17 protein-coding genes are annotated in these 21546 nt (G+C 69.4%); 3 read left to right on the top strand and 14 right to left on the bottom strand.

Features of this window, described 5'->3' with window-relative positions:
- Window positions 1-68 precede the first annotated feature (68 nt).
- A complete protein-coding gene (locus RCP80_RS21210) occupies window positions 69-1007 on the top strand; it encodes a hypothetical protein (protein ID WP_308479548.1) in 939 nt (312 codons plus the stop codon).
- Between the two features lie 41 nt (window positions 1008-1048).
- Here the strand turns inward: RCP80_RS21210 and RCP80_RS21215 are convergent, their stop codons facing one another.
- Genes RCP80_RS21215 through RCP80_RS21225 form a run of 3 tightly spaced genes read right to left on the bottom strand, consistent with a single transcriptional unit; the run spans window position 1049 to window position 4886 of the window.
- Window positions 1049-2587 (bottom strand): adenylate/guanylate cyclase domain-containing protein, encoded by a 1539-nt coding sequence (locus tag RCP80_RS21215; RefSeq protein ID WP_308479549.1) that lies wholly within the window; start codon window positions 2585-2587, stop codon window positions 1049-1051.
- 37 nt (window positions 2588-2624) lie between these two features.
- On the bottom strand, window positions 2625-4088 hold the full coding sequence (locus RCP80_RS21220) for an HNH endonuclease signature motif containing protein (RefSeq protein ID WP_308479550.1): 1464 nt from the start codon (window positions 4086-4088) through the stop codon (window positions 2625-2627).
- 33 nt (window positions 4089-4121) lie between these two features.
- Window positions 4122-4886 carry a trans-aconitate 2-methyltransferase gene (locus tag RCP80_RS21225; RefSeq protein ID WP_308479551.1) on the bottom strand — a complete coding sequence of 255 codons (765 nt, stop codon included), beginning with the start codon at window positions 4884-4886 and terminating at the stop codon, window positions 4122-4124.
- 19 nt (window positions 4887-4905) lie between these two features.
- Here RCP80_RS21225 and RCP80_RS21230 point away from each other — a divergent pair, with 19 nt between their 5' ends.
- Both RCP80_RS21230 and RCP80_RS21235 read left to right on the top strand, forming a co-directional pair.
- Window positions 4906-5784 carry an amidohydrolase family protein gene (locus tag RCP80_RS21230; protein WP_308479552.1) on the top strand — a complete coding sequence of 293 codons (879 nt, stop codon included), beginning with the start codon at window positions 4906-4908 and terminating at the stop codon, window positions 5782-5784.
- A 29-nt stretch (window positions 5785-5813) separates the two neighbouring features.
- Window positions 5814-7040: an alpha/beta hydrolase family protein gene (locus RCP80_RS21235; protein WP_308479553.1), complete on the top strand. Its 1227-nt coding sequence runs from the start codon at window positions 5814-5816 to the stop codon at window positions 7038-7040.
- Here RCP80_RS21235 and eccE read toward each other — a convergent pair.
- From eccE to eccA, 11 genes are read right to left on the bottom strand one after another with little or no spacing between them, the layout of a single operon-like run.
- On the bottom strand, window positions 7030-7977 hold the full coding sequence (gene eccE / locus RCP80_RS21240; RefSeq protein ID WP_308479554.1) for a type VII secretion protein EccE: 948 nt from the start codon (window positions 7975-7977) through the stop codon (window positions 7030-7032). The genes RCP80_RS21235 and eccE overlap by 11 nt on opposite strands.
- Window positions 7974-9350 (bottom strand): type VII secretion-associated serine protease mycosin, encoded by a 1377-nt coding sequence (gene mycP, locus RCP80_RS21245; protein ID WP_308479555.1) that lies wholly within the window; start codon window positions 9348-9350, stop codon window positions 7974-7976. Before mycP ends, eccE begins: the two co-directional genes overlap by 4 nt.
- Window positions 9347-10774, bottom strand: a complete 1428-nt coding sequence (gene eccD, locus RCP80_RS21250) for a type VII secretion integral membrane protein EccD (protein WP_308479556.1) — start codon at window positions 10772-10774, stop codon at window positions 9347-9349. Before eccD ends, mycP begins: the two co-directional genes overlap by 4 nt.
- 14 nt (window positions 10775-10788) lie before the next feature.
- On the bottom strand, window positions 10789-11637 hold the full coding sequence (locus RCP80_RS21255; protein ID WP_308479557.1) for an ESX secretion-associated protein EspG: 849 nt from the start codon (window positions 11635-11637) through the stop codon (window positions 10789-10791).
- 4 nt (window positions 11638-11641) lie between these two features.
- On the bottom strand, window positions 11642-11929 hold the full coding sequence (locus tag RCP80_RS21260; RefSeq protein WP_126335613.1) for a WXG100 family type VII secretion target: 288 nt from the start codon (window positions 11927-11929) through the stop codon (window positions 11642-11644).
- A complete protein-coding gene (gene esxG, locus RCP80_RS21265; RefSeq protein ID WP_308479558.1) occupies window positions 11929-12222 on the bottom strand; it encodes a type VII secretion system protein EsxG in 294 nt (97 codons plus the stop codon). Before esxG ends, RCP80_RS21260 begins: the two co-directional genes overlap by 1 nt.
- 45 nt (window positions 12223-12267) lie before the next feature.
- Window positions 12268-13845 (bottom strand): PPE family protein, encoded by a 1578-nt coding sequence (locus RCP80_RS21270; RefSeq protein ID WP_308479559.1) that lies wholly within the window; start codon window positions 13843-13845, stop codon window positions 12268-12270.
- Complete coding sequence (locus RCP80_RS21275) at window positions 13845-14156, bottom strand: PE family protein (protein WP_308479560.1); 312 nt, start codon at window positions 14154-14156, stop codon at window positions 13845-13847. Before RCP80_RS21275 ends, RCP80_RS21270 begins: the two co-directional genes overlap by 1 nt.
- Window positions 14157-14161: 5 nt before the next feature.
- On the bottom strand, window positions 14162-18115 hold the full coding sequence (gene eccCa / locus RCP80_RS21280) for a type VII secretion protein EccCa (RefSeq protein WP_308479561.1): 3954 nt from the start codon (window positions 18113-18115) through the stop codon (window positions 14162-14164).
- Complete coding sequence (gene eccB / locus RCP80_RS21285) at window positions 18112-19677, bottom strand: type VII secretion protein EccB (RefSeq protein WP_308479562.1); 1566 nt, start codon at window positions 19675-19677, stop codon at window positions 18112-18114. The genes eccCa and eccB overlap by 4 nt, the downstream gene beginning before the upstream one ends.
- Window positions 19674-21527, bottom strand: a complete 1854-nt coding sequence (eccA, locus tag RCP80_RS21290) for a type VII secretion AAA-ATPase EccA (RefSeq protein ID WP_308479563.1) — start codon at window positions 21525-21527, stop codon at window positions 19674-19676. The genes eccB and eccA overlap by 4 nt, the downstream gene beginning before the upstream one ends.
- Window positions 21528-21546 lie beyond the last annotated feature (19 nt).

Consider the following 21546-nt stretch of genomic DNA (forward strand, 5'->3'; position numbering starts at 1 on the left):
ACAACTCTCGTGCTGCCCACCCGGACACCAACCCTTACGATGCCCTTTGGCCTCTGGGAAGGACGGCAATGACCTCACCGAAGTACATCGGCTACCTGGGCGGTGCAGCGGTAGCCGCGGGAGTGGGCGCCGCGATCGCCGTGGGCGGCGCGGCCGCCGCGTACGCCGACACCGCCGACACCAAATCCGACAGCAAGTCCGACGCCACCTCGACCGAGGCCAAGGGCCCGAAGAAGGAACCGTCGACGCGCCTCGGAAAGACCGCCTCCAAGCTGGAGCAGCGGGTCACCACCGTCGCGCGGGAGGCCCGCGACGCCCGCGAGGCCCGAATCGAGCGGGTGTCCAAGTTCGACCCGGCCGACGCGGTCAAAGACCTCCAGAAACGATTCACCAAGGCCGCCAAGGCCGCCGACAAAGCCGACACCGACGTCGCTGAGGACGAAACCCAGCAGCCCACACGCCTGAACCTGGCGGCCAGGGCCGCGGAGACGGCCCGCGCCCTGAAGCCGGCGCCGGCACCGCTGGCGGCCGCGGCGCAGTCCGAGGACGTCCCCGCCGCCGCGTCGACCGACGACTTGTTCTCCAACCCATTCCGCGCCGACGACCCCGCTCCCAAACCGGTCGGGATGTTCGGCCCGTTCCTCGACATCCGCACCGCTGTCCTGGATGCCAGCCCCGATGCCCTCGAGCCGTTTGTGCGCGAGGGCTACGAAGCCGGGTACCGCGTGAGCCAGATGGTGCCGTGGGTGAACCTGCCCATCCCGCTGCTGCACATCGCCGCCGCGGCCGCGGATCCGGACCAGCGCATCGCCCAGGTGGGGATCAACCAGCTGCTTTTGACGCTGCCCCCGGTCGGCATCGCCTATTACGGCTACGACCAGGCGGCCGACCTCATCAACATGGAGGTCGCGGCGGCCGCGCTGAAGGAAGACTTCTACCGCACAGTGTGGGACACGCTCGACCCGCTCGAATTGCTGCACGATCGGGGTAACGCCGGACTGCCCTGACCGGCGGCGAATCACGCTACAGATCAGCGGGTCTCGGCTTATCAGTTCCTGACAACCGGGGCCAGGCGGACCGCCCCGCGCAGGATCCACGGTGCGTGCCTGGCGATCGCCTCGACGGCGCGGTCCGAGCGTCGCATCGCGGTTTGTCGGCCGGGAGTCGGGATGGCTGCCAGTTCCGCCTCGGGCGATCCCGCCCGCGGGCCATGGCGATCGACTGCCAGGAGTTCCCAGGTGCCGGGCACGCCGCGCAACTCGACGTTGCCGCGATCCTCGAAACCCGTGCCCGAGCCGACGACCAGGTCGCGCACGGTGCGCGAAACGAGGATCTCGCCGGCGCCGGCGTGACCGAGGATCCGCGCCGCGATGTGGACGGCGAGCCCCCCGATGTCGTCGTCGAGCAGTTCGCACTCGCCCGTGTGAATGCCCACCCGGATCTCGATGCCCAGCGTCTCGGCATCCCCGCGCAGCGCTTCGGCACAGCGGATGGCCTGCGTCGGGCCGTCGAATGTGGCGAGGTGGCCGTCGCCGGTGCTCTTGACGACCGCGCCGCCGAACTGCCGCGTGAGTTCGGTGGTGATCTCGCCGAAGCGGTGCAATACCGCACGCCATTGCTCGTCGCCCGATGCGGCGGCGTGTTGCGTCGAGGCAACGATGTCGGTGAACAACACCGTGCGCAGGGCGCGATGGGACTGCGCGGGCGCGGCGTGGCTTCCGGTGAGGAACTGCTCGATTTCCGCCAGAATCTTGTCGGGCTCGGTCAGGAAGGGTGCGTGGTCCTCCCCCGCGACCTCCAGGTACCGCGCGCCGGGAATGTGATTGGCGAGATACCGGCCGCCATGCACCGGAACGGCGGGGTCCTGGCGGGAATGGATGATCAGGGTTGGCACAGCGATCGCTGACAAGATCGGGCGCACATCGGTCGAGAACGCCGCTTCGAACGATGCCCGGGCCATCCCCGGGCTGGCGGCCATACGCTCCAGCATCGCCAGTTGGCGGATCGACCGGACCGACGGCGCGCTCATACTCGCTGCCGCACCACTGCCCCACCCGAAGCGCACGGCGCGGCACGCGTCCAGCCAGCGGGCGAGCTGCTCTATCGACGGCGTGTATTCCTCGCCCACCTCGGCGACATAACGCGCCCGTAATGCGGACGGGCCACGCTCCAGGTCCTCCCATTCGCCGGGATTGAATGCGTATGTGGCGCAAAGGATGAGCGCTCGGACTCGTTCCGGTCGCGTCGCCGCGAACATCATGGCGGCTGGTCCACCGTCACTCAGACCGGAGACGACGGCCTGCTGAAATCCCACCGCATCCATGACGGCCTCGATTTCCGAGACCCGATCCTCCAGCGTGCGCACTTTCGGCACCGGGTCCGACAGCCCGACCCCGGCCTTGTCGAACAGCGCCACGCGACAGAAAGTGCCGAGTTGCTCGACGAACGCTTTGAATTGGGGGAGGGTCCAGGCCAACTCGATGTGGCTGACGAACGGCATGACGACGACGAGTTCGATCGGCCCGTCGCCGAACACCTGATATGCCAGGCTCAGGTCGCCGCAGGATGCGTACGACGTTTCCGCCACAGTCTGGAGAATACTGCGGCCGGATGCCAGCCGTGCCCTAAAACGGCGGCGGCTCCCCGTCGGGCACCGAGTGCAGGTCGAAATCCCATTTGTCCCAACGGCGGCGTTGGGTCCGACGCCGCTCGTTGCGGCGGCGTTCGGCCTCGATGGCCGCGGCTCGGTGTTGGGCACGGGTCCGACTCCGCAGCGGCATCATGGTCAGCCGGTTGTTGCAGGGCGCGTCGGCGACCTCGGGCGGTTCGGGCAGGCTGCCGGTCGGCGCACACAGCGACGGGAACAGCAGGGCACTGCCCGGGGTCGTGACATGCTTGCGGCCGTCGGGCAGCGTCCAGATCACCGTGCCGTCCGGGAGCTGCTCATCGCGCCAACCCCAAAATGTCTTGAGCAAGTGGTGCTTTCGGCAAAGTAGCTTCAAATTGGACGCGTGTGTTGCCCCGCCGCACTCGTACGGCACCGTGTGGTCCACATCGCAGTCCATCGCGGGCTGGTCACAGCCCGGCGCCCGGCAGGTCAAGTCCCGGCAGCGCACGAAATCGGCCAACCCCCGGGAGGGGATGTACCGCGGCTCCGGGTCGGCGTCCACCGGTCCGATCACCGGTAGCAGCCTGGCGGTGGCCGCCAGCTCCCGCAGCACCTCGGCGGAGATCAATGCGTCGCTGCCGGCGACCACCGCCGGGGTCTGCGAGGTCCCGTCAAGACTCCCCTGCTCGGCGACGACGTGGATGACCACCGTGCCGGGCGGCCGAGTCTTGGTAGCGGCGGGGCAGTCCGCACTGTCGCACCGGCAGGGCATCCGGTCGGTACCGGCCACCAGCGCCTCGATCGCGTCCGCCCGCCGCTGGTCCCGGGTGCGCGGATCCGCCTCGCAGACCGTGGCCGCCAGCTCGTTGAGCCGCCGGTCCAGGGCCTTACTCGTGGTGTCGAACATCCGACCGACCACCTCGGCCATGCCGGCGTCACTGTCCTCGACCTTCACGAAGCGGTCCTCGGCCAACTCCTTGGATCGCCGCACCGCATCGGGGTCGACTCGGGCCACGATGGTGTCGATCTTGGCCGCCAGCTTGCGGCGGGTCATCGACGGCCACCGCGGGGCCCGGGCCGCGATCTGGCCGTCCACCTTGTCCAAGGCATCGAGATCGGTGATCAGGAAGGTGCGGAAGACGATCGTCTGAAACAGGCGGTAGTCGATGTCACCGGCCTCGAAGACGGCCCCCACCTTGGGCAGCCGGTAGCGCATCGCCGTCGCGTACCGCAGGTAGCTCTTCCCTATCCCGAGACTCACCCTCAACGTGGCGGCCACCTCGGCAGCGACCGCCTCCCAGATATCGATCACCCAGTTGTCACACCCGCCGAACTTCTTTTCCCGCTCCTCGAAGAGGTCGGCAATGGCCACCAGACGCTCGGCGGCGGCCTGCGCCTCGGCGCGCGACGCCGCGGCGATGCGGTCGACCAGAGCCGTCGTCGCCGGTGTCGGTGGCCTCACCTTGGGCGGTTCGAACATACTTTCGATTGTGCCATGGGGGTACGACTTGACTCAGCGAACGCGGGCCACCACGAACACTCGGCGAAACGGAAAGAAGGTCCGACCGTCCGCACGGGCCGGATAGGCCTCGGCGAGCAGCGGGATGATCTCGCGTCGATACTGTTGCCACGCCGGCTCGGACAGCCTGGCCCGCACCTCGGTGAGCACGGTGCCGGCCATCCAGTCCAGCACCGGCGTCGCCCCCGTGAGCTCATGCAGATAGGTGGTCTCCCAGGCGTCGACGTCGCAGCCGGCCGTGGCCAACGCGTCGGCGTACTGTAGCGGCGCGTCCACCACGTCGGCCTCGCGGAAGGTGAGGTCGCGCAATGCCGCCGCCAACGCCGGCCGACGCGCCACGGTGCGCACCGCGACGTGCGAGGGCGCATCGAAGTTGCCGGGCACCTGCATTGCCAGCCAGGCACCGGTCGGTAGCTCGGCCGCCCACCGCAGCAGCAGTTCGCGATGCGTGGGCACCCACTGCAGCGCGGCGTTGGAGATCACCACGTCGGTATCGGGTTTCGGAGACCACGCGGCGATGTCGCCCTCCTCGGCGGGAATGCCGCGCCCCCGGGCCGCGGCCACCATCTCCGGCGAACTGTCCACCGCCTCGACGACGGCCGCCGGCCAGCGTTGCCGCAGCGCGACGGTCAGGTTGCCGGGTCCGCAACCCAGGTCCACGACACGTCGCGGCGCGGTGGCACCCACCCGCGCCACCAGGTCGAAGAACGGGCGACCACGATGATCGGCGAAGGCCAGGTACACCTCCGGGTTCCACATGATGACATCCTCTATGACGATGGATGACATAGAACCGGTACGACGGATCTGGCAGCAGCTCGAGTTGCCGGGTGTCGTCGACGTCCACACCCACTTCATGCCGAAGCCGGTGATGGACAAGGTGTGGAAGTACTTCGATTCGGCCGGCCCGCTCACGGGCCGCGAATGGCCCATCCGCTACCGCACCGCCGAGCAGGACCGGGTGCACACGCTGCGCCGCTTCGGGGTGCGGGCCTTCACCTCGCTGGTGTACGCGCACAAGCCCAATATGGCGCAGTGGCTCAACGAGTGGGCGCATCAATTCGCGGTTCAGACCCCCGACTGCCTGAGCACCGCGACCTTCTTCCCCGAACCCGGGGCGGCCGACTACGTGCGTACGGCAATCACTCAGGGCGCCAAGCTGTTCAAGTCGCACATCCAGGTCGGCCACTACGACCCCAACGACCCGCTGCTCGACGACGTGTGGGGCGCACTCGAGGACAGTGCCACCCCGGTGGTCATCCACTGCGGATCCGGTCCCGCCCCCGGTGAATTCACCGGGCCGGCACCCATCCGCACCCTGCTGCGCCGCCACCCACGCCTGGTCCTGATCATCGCCCACATGGGGATGCCCGAATACGCCGAGTTCCTCGACATCTGCGACGAGCACCCGCACACCATGCTGGACACCACCATGGCATTCACCGGTTTCGCCGAGACGATGATGCCCTTCCCCGCCGATCACAAGCACCGACTGCGCGATCTGAGCGAACGCATCCTGTTCGGCAGCGACTTCCCCAACATCCCCTACAGCTACGCCGAGGCCATGACCGCCCTGATCGAACTCGGTGTCGGCGACGAGGACTGGCTGCGCAACATCTTCTACCGCAACGGCGCACGACTGTTCGGCCTGTCCTGATCCGGCTTCCGGGGCTACCATCGGGAACTGTGGGCTCACCTACCCCGGCCGCACCGCGACCCGACGCCGATCTCGAACCACCGGTCGACCTCCCGATCCCGCTTCCCGACGTTCCCGGCGCGGACGCGGGTGAGCGCGGACTGCCGGACCGCTCCGAACTGACGCTCACCCAACGCGCCATCGTCGATGTCTCCGCGGTCGCCGACCTCGGCCTGCGCACCGGCATCGCGTCCCTGGTGGGGGCGGCCATGCTGCCGCCCGTCGTCGCCGGGGTGCTGCGCGGCAACGATCTCAGACGCGAGCGCGAACACCTCCGGTTCTATGCGGACATGGCCGCCCAACACGACACCGAGTTGTCGTTTCCGGCGCCCGAATCGAAGCCGCGCGTCTCGGTGCAACCGGCCAACCCGATTGCGCGCTGGGTCACCCACGGCGACGTCCAACACGTGCAGTTCCAAAGCAGCTACGAGGCCCGTAATCCGGAGATGCGCAACCTGTGGCGTGGCCTGAACCGCAACAACGTCGTGCACGCCCAGCACTGGCGCCACGACGACGGCCCGCACCCCACGCTGTGCGTCATTCACGGGTTTCTGGGCTCGCCGTATCTGGTCAACGGGCTGTTCTTCTCGCTGCCGTGGTTCTACCGCACCGGATTCGACGTGCTGCTGTACACGTTGCCCTTCCACGGTCGGCGCGCAGAACGGTTCTCGCCGTTCAGCGGCTACGGATTCTTCTCCAACGGAATGGCCGGCATGGCCGAGGCCATGGCGCAGGCCGTTCACGACTTCCGGTCCGTCCTGGACTATTTGGAGTCGACCGGGGTGGACAAGATGGCGCTGACGGGCATGTCGCTGGGCGGCTACACCTCGTCACTGATCGCCTCCGCCGACGACCGCCTGGAGGCCGTCATCCCGAATGTTCCGGTGGTGAACCCGGAATCGGCGTTCGACGACTGGTGGCCGGCCAACAAGCTGGTCGAGTTCGGGCGCCACGCAAGCGGGATCGGCCGGGAGGAGGCGGCGCGCGCCTCGGCGTTCCATTCGCCGTTGAACTACGCGCCGAAGGTCCCCAAGGACCGCCGGCTGATCATCACCGGTCTCGGCGACCGGCTGGCCCCGCCCGAGCAGGCCGAGGCGCTGTGGGAGCACTGGGATCGCTGTGCCTTGCACTGGTTCCCCGGCAACCACATCCTGCACGTCAGTCAGCCGGAATACCTGCGCCGGATGACGAGGTTCCTTCGCCCGCTTATGTTTTGACGGCGGTCCCGCGCATCGGCCAGCGCAGCGAGGCCAGGTCCGCGGTGGTGGCAGTGGCCCCGGGAAGCCGATCGGTGGCGGTCGGCGACATGGCGTCCAGCGCCTCCCATTGATAACCCCGCAGCGAGGTCAGTTCCGGCAGTGGTGCGGCCCGCCCCGGCATCTCGTCGGTGCGGATCGCGCAGGCGGCGGCCACCTTGCCGTCCGGGGTGATCTGCAGGGCGGTCCACACCTCCGGCGAGGAGTGCGCCCACAGCTTGGCCAGCGTCTCCGGCAGCGCGTCGTCGACCCGCAGCGCATAGGCGGCGACAAAGCTCTTCGGTCCGTCTTCGACGGCACGCCACTTCGCCTTGGCCTGCGGGCCCAGGATGTCCGGCACATCGACCTCGGAGGTGGTCACCGCCCAACCGAGCTCCCGCAGGTGATCAGCCAGCCGCCGCAACGCGACTTCGGCGGTGTCGCGCAACGGGATCCGCGCGGACCGAGCCTGCAGTTCGGCGAGATTCGTCGCCGCCGACATGGTCAGCCCGATCCAGGTCGTGGGCCCGGCGGCGGTCTTTCGGCTGGTGATCCGGGCCGCCTCGCAGCGCAGGCCGTACCGGTCCAGGTAGCCGGCGATCACGTCCAGCGGCAACTCGCCGTCACTTTCCGGCAGCACCCGCAGTACCACGGTGGTCTGGGCGTCGGCGCCGGTGCGCTGCACCAGATGGCGTGCGCCCCCGCGGGACTCGCGCGAGCCCAGCAGGGCGATGCGGCGCCGGATCATGGTGGTGAAGAACATCCCCCGCCACTGGCCGAGCAGAATGATCGCGACCGCAACGGCGATGCCGAGGGCCCATTGTCCGGTCACGGTCTGCCAGGGGTAGGCCATCGCGGCGGGCACAACCGCCAACAGCACCAGGGTGAGCCGACCGGCCCCCGGCCAAGCAATCCTCACTGGGAGCGTTCCTTTCGTCGGTTCACCGCGAAGGCGGCCGCGGCGACGGCGACCGCAAGGGCGGCCGTGCCGGCGAACGCGATGTTTCGCGGCGTGTGGTTCTGGGGCGGTGCCGCAACCGGCGCCGCTATCTGAGTGGCTGGGAGTTCCCCGGGTGGAGGCGGCAGTTCCCACGTCAACGCGGCAACCGGATCGAGGGTGCCCGCTCCCACCAGGTTGGACGGATCCCGCGCACCGTTGTGGGCAGTACGCGTCAGGCGTTGAATGACATGATTGGCCGGCATTTCGGGGAACCGGCTGCGCACCAGCGCGGCGACCCCGGACACGTAGGCCGCGGCGAAGCTGGTTCCGCTGATCGCGCCCAACTGTCCGCGCTCCGTCGGCACGGCGTTGGCCAGGCCGTCGCCGTTGCTCACCGAGACCACGCTCTCGCCCGGGGCCGCAATACCGACCCACGGACCGCTCATGGTGAACTTCGAGGGTTGTCCGCCCGGCGTCAGCGATCCCACCGACAACACATGGGGCTGCCACCACGACGGCGTGGACACCGCGCCGACCGCGGCCCAGTTCCGCGGGTCCTCCGGGTTGGTGGCCCCGCCCACGGGATTGGACTGGCAGGCCTGGCCGCCGGCGATCCCGTTGGGTCCGGCGTTGCCGGCGGACGCGACGATCACGGCGTCCTTGTCCACCGCCGCATACCGCAGTGCCGCGCCCAGCGCGGTCTGATCGACGTCGGCCCCGGCCGGCAGGCAGGTGGCCGAGGAGATGTTGATGACGCGCGCGCCCAGGTCGGCCGCGCGCACCACGGCCCGTGCCAACGAATCGATGTCCACTTTCGCGTGTTCCAGCACCGGATCACCGCCGGTGGTGCGCGGCGAGTACCGCGCCGAGGCCTGCCGGATCGACAGGATGCGCGCGGCCGGGGCGACGCCGGAGAAGGCATCGTCACCGGGCTGTCCGCCGATCAGGCCCGCCACCAGCGTGCCGTGGCCGTCGCAGTCGGTGAGTCCGTCGCTGTCGCCGACGTAGTCGCCGCCGGGCTCCACGTTCGGAAGCCGCGGACCCGGCTTGACACCGGTGTCGATGACCGCGACCGTCTGCCCCTCACCGCGCGAAAACCGCCAGGCCCCATCGAGATTGAGCATCCGCTGATTCTGGGATGCGACGGCCGGGTCGAATCCGGGCAGCACACCGGTGGTGATGCAGTCGCCCTGCTGTTGCATCGGTACGGCAGCGCCGGCGCTACCGGCGGGCGGCGGCGTGGCGGGGTCCACCGCCGGTGGGCCGATCGCCCACGCCGCCGGACTCAGCACCAGGGCCGCGGCGCAACCGGCCGCGGTGGTCTTGAGTCCGAGCCGAAGCACTCGGGTCATCGATTGAGGACCCAGGTGAACAGGCCGACCGCGTAGGCCATGACCGGGATCAGCGACGCGTCGATGGCCGCGGCGAGGAAGCTGACGTAGCGCCGCATGGGCAGCGAATAGCTCTCCGGCGAAGCGAATTTCGGGTTGGTGGCCGCGAACACCCACACCACGGTGACCACCGCCAACGCGCCGACCGCCCACAGCGCCAGTTCGTAGCGGCCCTGAATCGAAAACGCGATCAGCAGCGCAATGCCGACCAGATACGGCTGGGCCAGCAGCCACGCCTTGCAGGCCGCGGTGTCCCAGACCCGGGCCCGCAGCACGGCGGCCGCGGCGGTGGCGATCACGATGTAGGTGCCCCACACCCCGGGCGACTGCGACTGCGCGGCGATGGCCAGCGAACCGAGCACCGACAGGATGACCGCTCCGGCGATGAACCCTGTCTGATGGGCATCGCTGATGCGCACCCGGCGCGGCAGGTCCTCGAGCACCTTCAGCGACGGCGCCGACGGCGCGGGGTCGCCCGGTGCGGGAATGACCGGCAGCGGCAACCGGGCCCACAGCGCCGACAGGTGCGCGGCCTGCACGTTGATCAGCAGCGCCAACACGATCAGGCCGCAGCCCAGCGCCAGCAACGGCACGGTCCAGATCGCGGCCACCGCGGCCGCCACCAGAACGCCGAATCCGACGACCGTGGCCGCGGTGAAGAAGCCCAGCGAACGCTCGGAGATGAAGGTGCTGATCAGCGACCACGCGGTCACCCCGGCGGCGGCGAGAATCAGTTGCGGGGGCCCGAATTCGCCCGGCACCGCCAGCGCGAAGGCCGCCGCGATGGGCGCCAGCGCGGCGATCGACAACTCGACCGCGGGTTGCTGAGAACGGGCCCGCAGGGCCAGCGCGGCGACGATGGCCAGCGCCGCCAACGCGCTCACCGCGAACAGACCCGCGGGATGCCCCGTGGTCAGCCGGTGCGCCACGGCGAATCCCGTGCCCGCCAACAACATCACGATCACGGCCGCCCGGGCCGCCCGCTGAATGTGGGTGGCGCCCCAGGGCCTGGTCCGGGACTCGGAGAAGATCACGGCCGCATCGGCGATGTCCTCGACTATCCCCGGCGCCGCCGGGCCGGCCGGAACCGGCTGCAGCGCAAGCAGATCGCCGTCGACGACACCGACGGTGTCCAGGGTGGCGTCCAGGGAGAACGTCGCGCGACCGATCGGGGCCAGGCTCAACCGCCGCGGTGCGGTCGGACCGTCCGCGCCGTCCTGGTCCTCATGGTCGTTCGGAAGCAACCGCAGCACGGCCGGCATGATCTCGCGCAACGGCATCTGGGCCGGTAACGCGATCTCAGTGATCCGGCTGTCCGCCAAGACGGCAACGCGCACGATCGCCATGACCGGAGTGGCAATGGTCGCCCCGGAGGTGTCAGTCATCTATTCGTTCTCTTTCAGCTGCTTTGGGTGGTGAAGTCACGGGCCACGGGGGCCGAGGGAAACCATTGGCCGTCGGGCAGGGTCGCCGTCAGGTGCTGCAATGCCAGCGCGATGGCGAACGGCGTGCCAGGCGCAAAGGTGGAAATCCATTCGCCGTCGAAGGCGCGGGTGGGGCTCACCAACACCCGGCCTTCGTCGGTGTCGACCACGGCGACGCCGACCTCGGCGGTCTGCTGGGTGGCGTCGCGACGCTGTCCGGCGACGATCTCGACGTATCGCCGCCGACCGCCGAAGACCGACTGCACGACCCCGTGCGCCGACGCGGGGACACCGAGGTAGTCCAGGACGCTGGACAACTCGGCCCCCTTCCGCAGCTGTTCATCGGCACGGGCACCCACCCGGGCGGGCATGGCGAACTCGTCGAACTGTGCCGGCGCACGGTTCGACAGGCCCACCGTCACCACCGGCACCAGACCGTACGGTTCGGCGATGTCCATCGCCGTGAAGGTCACCAGCTGGGCGTTGCGCAGCGCGACCACGGTCTGGTCTCCGCGACGCGCGACGATCCCGCGCAGCAGATCCCCCTCGGCGCTGCCGCTACCGACGAACCGCAGTTCGAGCCATTGCTCCGGGTGGCACACCGCCCGGATCCATTGCCGTACCGCTGGGTCGATCTTGTCGCCGACCAACACGCCGAGGCGGGTCAGCTGCTCGGTTTGGCGCGCGACGAACGCCGCCCGCTCCGAACCGTCCTGGTATGGCGGAGTGATCGCCAGCACCCAGGGAAAGGTGCCGGCGCCCACGGTATCCGCGATGTACCAGGCGCCCTCGACGGTCAGTTCGACCGCATTGGGCGTCTTCACGGGCTCAGCCCCACTTGGCGCCTTCCGCGGCGTCGCGGGCCTGCATGGCCATGGTGTTGCTCTCGTGCGTCATGGACATCGCGCGGTAGGCCCGGACGAGCTCTTCCATCGCGGTGTTCCACTGGGCCTGCCAAGCCTGATACGTCATACCGGTGTCACCCTGCCAGGCGCCCTGCAGCGCGGCCTGCTCGGTGGCGATGTCGGCACCGACGGCCTGCAAGGTGCCCGCGTAGGCACCCATGTCGCCGGCGTGGCCGATCATGGCGGGGTAGTTGTACATGATCTGGGACATCAGAAACCTCCGTAGGTGCTGGCGGCGGCGGCATCCTGCGCGACGTAGTGGGCGCCGGCGTCACCGAGGTTGACCTGTGCGACGTCGAGCAGCATGTTGACCTTCGCGGCCACCTCGACGAAGCGGGCGTGGGCGGCCTGGAAAGCCGCCGAGGACTCGCCCATGTGGAACGCCTGCGAGGACATCGCAGCCTGTTCGGCCTGTGCGATCGTGCTCCGCATCAGCGCCGTCTTGGCCCCGAAGGCCGATTCCGAGGCGATGATCTGCGGGATGTGAGCGTCGAGAAGACTCATGCTTGGTGTTCTCCAATCAGTTTGAACGGCAGGATGATTCGTGTCTTACGGACGTTCAGGCGGTTCCCCCTCCCCCCAGCTGTTGGGCAGCATGGGCGTGGTGGGCCCGTTGCCGAAGGAGTCCTCGTCGAGCGTGTTCAACCCGCTCGCCTGACCCACTTCTTCCTTGGCGTCGGTGCCACTGAAACCTCCGGTCGCGCCCAACCGCCCGGCGCCCTGCTCGGAGGCCTTCGTGGTGGGTTGCGGCCGGTTCGCGGACTGCGGGGCCGGTTCCGGCGGCAGGACCGGGCCGTCGTCCATCGTCATGTATTCGTCGCGGTGGCCGCGGTCCTTGATCGCCGCACCCCGACGTCGGCGGGCCCGGCTCTTCTCCCGACTGGAGGCCAGCGCTCCCGCCGCGGCCGCGGCGGCGATGTCAGAGGCCGGGGCCTTCGCGCCGCTGCCCTCGTTGAGGGTGGGTCCGACGCCCTCGTCGGGGTTGCCGCCGTGCACCGCGTAGGCGGCCACCTCGGCACCGACCGGCGGGGTCATCGGCGTGGCCGGGGCCGCCGGGGCGGCGGGCGCCGGGGGCGCTCCGGCACCCGCGGGCGCCGCCGGGGCCGGCGACATGCCCGCCAGCGGCATGTTGTCCACCCGCGGCGCCGCGACCGCGGCTTCGGGCTGTTCCTCGGCGGGCACCTCGGCGGGCGGCACGGCCCGCTGGGCGATCTCGTTCAGGCCCCAGATACCGAGTCCGAGCGCCAACGGCAGCAGGATCGGTGCCAGCAGCAGCGACGGATACAGGATCGAGGCGCCGACCCACGACACCGCCTGATAACCCACCGCGAACAACAGCGGACCCCAGGTCACCAACGCCGCGGACGGGTTGGTGAGGAAGTCGGTGATCAGCTGCTGCAGGTTGCCCAGCGGGTCCTTCAGGAAGTCGAGGATGGGCCCGAACAGCTGATCCATCATGTCCTGGTACTGCGCCAGCAGGTCCGAGATGATGTTCGAATTCGTGGTCGCCGAACCGGATTCGGCGGCCTGCGCCTGGGTGGCGGTCTGCATCATGCTCGCCATCGCCGCGCCGGCCTCGCCGACGCCCGGCGTCAGGATGAACGGCGCCACGGTGGTCCGCGGTGCCGTCGCCAATGCGGTGGTGCTGATCGCCTGATAGACGCTCATCGAGGTGGCCGCCTGCACCCACATCCGGGCGTAGTCGGCCTCGTTGACCGCGATCGGAATGGTGTTGATGCCAAAGAAGTTCGTCGCCACCAGCACCGCGCGGGTGGCATGGTTGGCGGCCAGCTGCGCCAGCGTCGGCATGGTCGCCAGCGCCGTGGTGTAGGCGGCGGCCGCGGTCTGCTGCTCGGCGGCCATGCCCGCGCTGTTGACGCTGGCCTGGGTCAGCCAGGCCAGATACGGCAGATGCGAGGCGGCGTACTGCTGGGCACTCGGACCCTCCCAGGAACCGGCCTGCACCTGACCGAGCAGCGCGGCCAATTCCGCTGCCGCCGAGGCATACTCGGCACTCAGACTGCTCCACGCACCCGCGGCGGCCAGCAACGGCCCGGGGCCGGGGCCGCTGGACAGCAGCGCCGAATGCACCTCCGGGGGTGAGGCGAACCAGATGGGTGCGGTCATCAGACGCCGCGGGCGGTCAGATAGGTGGACGCGGCCATCGCATCGCCGGTGGCATAGCTGACCCCGGACTCACCGACACCCAGGCCGGAGCGGCCGAGCTCCTGGACACCCTGGGCCGCGACGGCGGCATGCTCGGCGCCCTGCGCGCTGAAGCCGGCCGCGGTCTGCAGTGACACCGGGTCGGCCGCGGGCGGGATCACCGCGGTGATCATCGGGGCGGCGGCCGCATGCGCGGCGGCCAGCCGGGCGGTCAGGGCCTCCACGGCGGCGCTGGTGGCCGCCAGGCCCTCGGGAACCACGCGAAGCGTCATGATGGTTACTCCCTTCCTCGTTGCATACTCGCGCCGATCAACGGATTGACGAGCTGGACATGGGTCGGTGTGTCGGTGTCGTCCAGCAGGACCGCGCGACCGACCGGCAGTCGCGCGAAGCGATGGCCGCGCACCTTGCCGCCGTCCTGCGGGTTGCCGGACAACATCAACGTGGTGGCCTGCAACTCGTTCATCCGCCGCAGCAGCGGGTTGGTCATCAGGGCATGTCCGGAACCGGTGGCCCGCGCCGTGACGATCACCCGCAGCCCCAGGTCGGAGGCCTGCGACAGCACGCCGAGCAGCGGCGTCCACGGCCGCTGTCCGACATAGGGTCCGGACATCGCCGGGGCATCCGGGATCTGGTCGACGTCGTCGATGATCAGGTAGTGCGTGTGCCCCGTGTAGGTCCACCGCGCCAGGTCGGCCGGCGCCATCCCGGCCGGCGGTCGCCGACCCTCGATGATGGCCGACAGGCCCAGCATGGCCGGGGTGATCCGGTCAATGTTGGCCGTGTACTCGTTGTCGGGGAACAGCGGTTCCTCGACCAGATGCAGGCGGCGGTCGATCACCGTGAACGCCACCTGATCCGGGGTGGCGTTCTCCCGCACCGTCCGAATGAGGTGGCGCAGCAACGTCGTCTTACCGGACTTGGTGTCGCCGAGGACCAGCAGCAGCGGCTGATCGCCGAAGTCGACCGGCACCGGCGCCAGGTCCTCTTCGCGCTGGCCCACCACAATGCGTTCGCCGCCGAGGTACAGCGGGGCGACGTCGTCCGGGGACAGGTCGGTGGGCAGCAACCGAATCCGCGGCGCCCGGACATCCGGATAGCGCGCGTTGATCTCGGGGATCCGGTCCAGTTCCGGCGCGGCGAACAGGAAGTGCTCGGCGGCCATCGTCAGGCCGCGGCCCGGCTGGTCATACGGCACCGCATCGGCCGGGCGGTGCAGCGCACCGGTGACCCGGACATTGCTGTCGCGCGCGTCCGGCAACCGCAGCTCCAACCGCATCCCGAGGCCGTCGCGCATGGCCAGCGGCACCTCGAGCCAGTTCGGCGTGGTGATGATGACGTGGATGCCGTAGGCCAGGCCGTTGTTGGCGAGCTCGGTCACCCGGTTCAGCAACGGGTTTCGGGTGTTGAACTGATCGGTGTTGTCCCGACCGAAGGCGTAGAGGTTGTCGATCACCAGGAAGACCTGGGAATGCGACTGGCCGGCTCCGCCGTGCTGCCGCTGCTCCAGCAACTGCTCGAGTTCGCCGAAGGTACGACGGATCCGCTCCGGCTCCAGCGGCGAGGCCACGGCACCGACGTGGGCCAGCGACTCCAGCGACTTCAGCTGACCGCCGCCGTAGTCGAGGCAGTAGAACGCCACCTCGCGCGGCGAATGCAGGGCCGCCGCCGCCAGGATGAACGACTGCAGCGCGGTCGACTTACCCGACTTCGCCCCACCGTGGATGACCAGGTTGCCCGCGGCCGAGCGCGCGTCGAAGATCAGCGGGTCGCGGCGCATCTCATACGGCCGGTCGATCTCGCCGAGCGGCCAACGCCACTGCCCTTCGCCGACACCGGAATTGGCCAGCACCGCGCCCAGGCTGACCGACTCGTCCAGCGGCGGCAGCCACAGCTTCGGGGCCTGCGGGCCGTAGGCCGCCAACTGATCGCCGATGGTCGCGATCAGCTTCTTCGGCGGGCCCGCGTAGACGCCTTCGCCGTTGTTCTCCACCGGGACCACCACGATGTCCTGATCCGCGTCGACCGCACCGGCGGTGAACAGCTGCGGACGCGGATCGGCCGGCACCACAATGGACTTCGGCCGCCGCGGCGGATCGTAGATGCCGTCGACATAGGTGCTGCGGAACTTGATCGGATCGGCGCCGGGCGCGGGAACCAAGAAGCCGCTGCCCTTGTGCTCCTTGCCCGACTCGATGTGATACGCGTCCTCGACGCCGATGATCTGGCGGGACACCGAGGCGCTGGCCACCTTCAGACCGATCCGGTACGAGGTGTTCTTGTCGATGTCCTTGATCTTGCCGACATCCAGCGTCTGCGAGGCGAACAGGATGTGGATGCGGAACGAGCGGCCCTTGCGGGCAACGTAATCGAACAGCTCGGCATATTCGGGGTGGTCGGCGAGCATCAGCGTGAACTCGTCGGCGACCACGAACAGCGTCGGCATCGGCGGCAGATTCTCGGTGCCCGGCGCGCCCGAATCCCGAGCGGCTTCGTACTCGGTGACCGAGTTGAAGGCGCTGCCCTGGATGCGACGACCGGCGTCGCGCAGCATGTTCTCCCGGCGCGCCACCTCGCCGCGCAGCGTGTCGGCGAACCGGTCGGCCAGCGACTTCTTCTCGGCCATGTTCGAGATGACCGCGACGACCTGCGGGAAGTTGCGGAAGATGTCGGCGCCGGCCTCGCCCTTGAAGTCGGCGTAGATCACGATCAGCCGGTCCGCGGAGTGGGTTGTCAACAGCGACAACAGGATCGCCATCAGCGTCTGCGACTTGCCCGAGCCGGTCATGCCGATCATCAGGCCGTGCGGGCCCATTCCGCCCTCGGCCTCGTCCTTGAGGTCGAAGTACAGCGGCTCGCCGGTGGCGGTGACGCCGATCGGCACCCGAAGCTCGTCCTCACGCCGCCGCGGTGCCCACAGCGTGGGCACGTCGAGTTGCGTCGCATCGGCGATGTCGAGCAGCGTGGTGAAGGTCGCCCCGCTGGTGGCCGCCGAGCGCAGCCCGGCGTGGGTGGGGTTGGAATCCCAGCGCGACAGCAATCGCGCCAGGTGCGCGACCTCGGGCGTCGACAGCGCATCGGCGCGGCTGACCGCGGGCTGCCAGCCCTTGGCCCCCCAGCGTTCGATCTGCCCGTCGACGATCTGGAAGATCGGCCGTTCCGGGTCCGGGTACTGCTCGCGGTGCGGCGGCGTGTCCGAGATGTTGATCACCGTGACGCCGGCCCAACCGGCCGACAGTACCGACGCCGACAGGTCATAGCCCGGGTCATCGACGACGATCAGCAGATGGCGCAGCCCCAACTCGCCGGCGTCGGAGCCGTCGAACAGCGGGCGGTCGGCCAGCACCGGGCCGATCTTGGCGATCAGCTCGTCCGGATGGGCGGCCAGGAAGCGGGCCGGCCCGACCCCGTCGACGGCACCCGGAATGTCCACGTGCGGCAGCCATTTGAGCCAGGACCAGCCCTCGGATTCCAACTGCGGGCTGGCCAGTGCGACGCCCAGCACGCCGGGGTCGTGCCAGGTGACGGCCTGGGCGATCCAGGACCGCACCGCGGCGTGCACCTCGTCGGGGGCACCGAGGACGGTGATCCGCGCCAGTTTGGTGAGGTCGAGCCCGGTCGGGGCGTTGCGCACGGTGCGTTGGGTGTCGAGCAGGCCGCGCAATGCGCTGTGCGAGACCGGCTCCAGGTCCACCTCGTCGACGGTGTCCTTGACGCGCAGCGCGGTGTCCAACGGGACGTCCTGCAGACCGGTGCGGATCAACAGGAAGTCCGAGTCGTGCGGGTCGCGTTCCCACTGCCGGCGGGAACCCGGGATGGTGGCGAGTTCTTCGGGCTCGGGATGCGACCACTGCAGCGCCGCGCGCTGATCGGCGGCCTGGGCGCGGATGTTGTCGCGCACCACCGACAGGTAGCGCAGGTAGTCGGCGCGTTCGGCGTCGATCTCCTCGGTGCGCAGGTTGTTGCTGTTACCCCGGTACAGCGCCGTGGCCGCCAGCAACAGGACGAACGGGAAGAACAGCATCTGGGGCGAGATCAGCCGCATTCCGGTCGCGACCATCGCGACGATCATGCCGACGATCAGGATCACGATCATGTACGGCAGGGCCCGGCGCAGCAGCGACGGCGGGACCGCGCGCGGCAGCTCCGGCGGCGCCTCGATCGTGATGGTGCCCTTGCGGACTTCGGGACGGGGCAGCCGACGGCGGGCCTCGAAGATCAACCTGCTCATCGGTTCTCCATCCCGCCCGTGCTGGTGTATGCGGTCAACGCATCGGCCTTCGACAGTGCGGGACCCGGGGCGAACAGCGACAGCACCGACCACGGGATGGCCGTTGCGGGCGGGGTCAACCCCAGCGCCTCAACGGTTTTGGCAAGTTCGTCCTGATCGGCACCCTCGATGCCGAACCGTACTCCGGTGTCGGCGACCCAGAACAACGAACCGGCGATCGGCGAGGTCGGCTCCTGGCCCACGGTCTGGGTGAAGTAGCCGGTGCCGACCGGCAGCGCCACCCGAGAGGCGGTGATACCGGAGCGACCGGGCAGCAGATCCAGCGTGCCGACGCCGTCGGCGATGGGCAGCGCCGCCCCGGAGAGCAGACTCAGCGAACTGGTGCTGGCATCCAGCGCCTTGGTCCACCGCACGCAGCTGATCGGGGCCGAGTCCGAGTCGACGATCGTGCGGCGCTGCGCCGGGAAGCTCGCGGTGTCCAGCAGGTTCGACACCGGCAGCTTCGCGATCTCGTCGGCGTCCAGCCGCAGGGGCTGTTCCAGGCCATAGGAATTGGCGTTGCGCAGCAGGGTCGCGTACACCTGCGACACCGGCTGCAGGCCATCGGGCAGCACCGCGTAGTGCAGCAGGGTGTTGTCGGTGCTGTAGGCCACCACCACGGCGCCCACCGGGGCCGGAACCGACAGCTCGAACCGCGGCGCGGCGCCGGCCTCCGGAACGTCCGGGGCCCGCAGCGGCGCGCTCTCCGGGATCGCGTTGAAGAAGCCGGGTGAAATGGGCCGCGGCGCAGGCATATTCGTTTCGAATCCGAGCGCTGCGGTCACGCCGCGGTCGGCCAGGTCGATGGGGCTGCGCTTCCCGTCCCACAGCAGCCAGATGCCCGCACCGCTGTCGACCAGGATCGCCTGATCGTCGTTCAGTTCGGCGGCGCGCTCGCTGCCCGCGGCCGGTGCACCGGCGATGACGGTGACGCCGGGGTTGGTTTGGCCCACACCGTCGCAAACCGTCCAGTCCGCGTCGCGCGCGGTGTTCTGCACCATCCGCTCGGGCGCGCCGGGGATGCCGACCAGGTTGCCGCGCGGCAACTTGTCCAGTTGCGCGCTGCGCACACCGGCCGGTTTGGCGGCCTCGCCGGCGATCAACCGCGCCGAGGTGAGGTTGAGCACCGGATGCAGCTTCTCGTTGACCCGGACGTACATCGCCGAACTGTCCCGGTCGGTGAGAACCACGCTGTTGCCGACGTCGCCGCCGGGCCGGATCCACGAGAAGACCACGCAGCCAAGCAGTCCCGTGACCACGGCCAGAACACCGACCAGTACGCCGCGGGTCTGGGTGCGCAACGGATCGACCAGCATCCGGGTGTCGTGCAACGCCACCCCGGACGCGAGCCGACGCACCACGAAACGCCACCCGGTGACCTGATGCTTGGTGACGAAACCGCGGCGGTAGCTCACCCCCTCCGGGTTCTTGTTTTCCGGAGTGCGTGAGACGAACGAGCGCCGGTCGTCGGTGTTCTCGACCTCGTCGTCGTCGCGACCGGGTCGTCGATAGGTGCCGCTCATGCGGGCACCGTCAGACCGAGTCCGCGCAGCAACGGCGCAACCGCGTTGCTGACATCGCCGGCGGTGATAGTCATCAGCTCCTCATCGGTGAATTCATGCGGTGCGCCGCTCGCCGAGGCGTCCAGGTGGTCGAGCCGGAACTCTCGCTCTTCCTCGGAACGCTCGACCACGTTGCGGACGAAGCGGCCGTTGCCGGCGATGTCGAGGCTGCGGCGGTCGACGCCGTTGGCATCGGGCATCGTCGTCGTCGCCAGGTGGTTGCACAGCACCTGCAGGTCATCGAGGGCGGCCTGCTCGAAGACGCTGTCGCGCTGCCGGGCCATCGCGCCGGCGATCTCCACCAACTCGCTCGGCGTGTAGGACGGGAAGTCGATGCTGCGGGTGAACCGGGACCGCAGCCCCTCGTTGGTGTCCAGGAACCGATCCAGGTCGGCGCGGTAGCCGGCGATGATCACCACGAGTCGGTCGCGGTCGTTCTCCATGCGCGCCAGCAGCGTGTCGATCGCGACCAGGCCGAAATCGTTCTTGGCGCCGGTGGCCACCAGGGCGTAGGCCTCGTCGAGGAACAGCACGCCGTCGAGCGCGCTGTCGATCAGGGCGTTGGTCTTGGCCTCGGTCTCACCGATGTGCTGACCGATCATGTCGGCGCGGTGCACCTCGCGGACGTTTTCCTTCTTCAGCAGCCCCAGGCCGCAGTAGATCTTGGCGACGACGCGGGCGATGGTCGTCTTACCGGTTCCGGGCGGCCCGGCGAACACCAGGTGGTGGGAGCGTTGCGCCACGGCCAGCCCACGTTCCTGGCGCAGCAGGGCCATCGCGACCGAACTCTTCAGGCGCGCGACCTGATCCTTGACCTCGTCGAGGCCGATGAACTCGCCGAGTTGCTCCTCGGCCTCGGCCAGCAGCGCGGCCTTGCGTTCATGCGCGCCGGGGTCGACGAAATCCGCGTCGGTGGGCTCGGTTTCGGCATCCCACGGGTCGGTGCGCGCCTCGATCCGGGCCGCGGTGGTGGTGACGATGCCGAACGACGGGTCCGACAACGCCTCTTCGACTTGCTCGTTCTCGGGGTTGGCGGCATAGAGGTCCTGCAGCACCTCGGCGGCGTCCTCTTCCAGGCCGTGTGCGCGCAGGGCCAGCGCCTTGGCCAGCGACCCGTCCAGCACGGCGACCTCGATCGGGCCGGCGGGGTCCTCGAGATAAGACAGCGCGGGCGCGAACATGCCCAACCGGGCCAGCGCGGTGCCGAGCGCGACCTTGACGGCGTGCGCGAAGGTCTCGTCGAGGGTCTTGTCGTTGACGATCGGCGTCAGCAGCTTGACGACGTCGGACCAGCGCGCGGCGCGGAACTGCAGCGCGGCCTGCACCCAGCGGGCGTCGTGCCAGCCCGGGCGACGCGCGGCGATCTCGGCGGCAATCTTGTCGGCCTCGGCGAAGCGGCCGGCGGTGGCCAGGGCCGCGGCGTAGGCGAGCCGGAAATCGTCCGGTTCGGCGGCCCGCAACTGCAGGTAGAGCCCGGTGTCGTAGGTGAACCCAAGGGTCCTGGGGGCCAGTTCGATCTTGCGCTGCAGGATCCCCGCGGTGTTCAGCGTCGCCGCGATGTTCTCCAACACCCGCGGCGAGGTGTCGCCGGCGGCGGCGAGACCGGTCCACGCGTCGCACTGCTCGTGGGCGATGCGCGTCAGGGCGGCGAACCCCGAGCGGGCCGCGGCGAGATCCGCCGGTCGTTGGCGCTCGTACACCACCAGACCGAGCGCCTTACAGCACGTCGCGAAGCGGCTGACGACGTCGTCGTCGACGCGGGCGGCGCTGTGCACCGTGAGGAGGTCGCTCCCGTTATCTGCGGTTCCCATAGTCTTTTCTGGCGGGACG

The sequence above is a fragment of the Mycolicibacterium sp. MU0053 genome (assembly GCF_963378095.1).
Classification (GTDB): Bacteria; Actinomycetota; Actinomycetes; order Mycobacteriales; family Mycobacteriaceae; genus Mycobacterium; species Mycobacterium burgundiense.